The organism is Streptomyces sp. NPDC048353, assembly GCF_055587165.1.
Genome location: NZ_JBVJGU010000028.1, coordinates 1 through 1,129, shown reverse-complemented (window position 1 = coordinate 1,129; position 1,129 = coordinate 1). Strand labels below are relative to the sequence as shown.

The window sequence follows — 1,129 nt, the reverse complement described above, 5'->3', positions numbered from 1 at the left end:
CAAACAAAACCTTGTGGTATAGGTAAGTGCCGGGAGATTTGTGACTGTCCAGTGCAGTGACAAACGACAATGGCGCTCGATTTTTCACGAAAAATCTCACCTTTACCCGAAATTATCGAATCGGTGATTCGATAAGCCAATTTCGGGTCCCCATCGTCTAGAGGCCTAGGACACTGCCCTTTCACGGCTGTAACAGGGGTTCGAATCCCCTTGGGGACGCCATTCCGATAATGAGTGAAAGACATTATCACCGGTTAGCGATAACCGAAAAAATCTTAAAGATGACTTGCGAGTCATGTTTAAGATATTGCTCTTTAACAATCTGGAACAAGCTGAAAATTGAAACATGACGGCTGAAATTTATCCCTCCGTAGATGTACTGGGATGAAGAGTAACCTGTCATAGAGTCTCTCAAATGTTTGCAGCACGAACGATGGAAACATCTTCGGGTTGTGAGGTTAAGTGACTAAGCGTATACGGTGGATGCCTAGGCAGTCAGAGGCGATGAAGGGCGTGCTAATCTGCGAAAAGCGTCGGTAAGGTGATATGAACCGTTATAACCGGCGATACCCGAATGGGGAAACCCAGTGTGTTTCGACACACTATCATGTCATGAATACATAGTGGCATGAGGCGAACCGGGGGAACTGAAACATCTAAGTACCCCGAGGAAAAGAAATCAACCGAGATTCCCCCAGTAGCGGCGAGCGAACGGGGAGGAGCCCAGAACCTGAATCGGCTTGTGTGTTAGTGGAAGCGTCTGGAAAGTCGCGCAGTAAAGGGTGATAGCCCCGTACACTAAAATGCACAGGTCGTGAGTTCGATGAGTAGGGCGGGACACGTGACATCCTGTCTGAATATGGGGGGACCATCCTCCAAGGCTAAATACTCCTGACTGACCGATAGTGAACCAGTACCGTGAGGGAAAGGCGAAAAGAACCCCGGCGAGGGGAGTGAAATAGAACCTGAAACCGTGTACGTACAAGCAGTGGGAGCACCTTCGTGGTGTGACTGCGTACCTTTTGTATAATGGGTCAGCGACTTATATTTTGTAGCAAGGTTAACCGTATAGGGGAGCCGTAGGGAAACCGAGTCTTAACTGGGCGATTAGTTGCAAGGTATAGACCCG

Annotated in this window: 1 tRNA gene and 1 rRNA gene; both read left to right on the top strand. The window is 48.6% G+C overall.

The window, feature by feature from the left end:
* The first annotated feature begins 146 nt into the window (after nt 1-146).
* A tRNA-Glu gene (locus ACZ6RC_RS33365) sits at nt 147-222 on the top strand.
* Nucleotides 223-456: 234 nt separating this feature from the next.
* A 23S ribosomal RNA gene (locus tag ACZ6RC_RS33360) occupies nt 457-1,129 on the top strand; the annotation flags it as partial.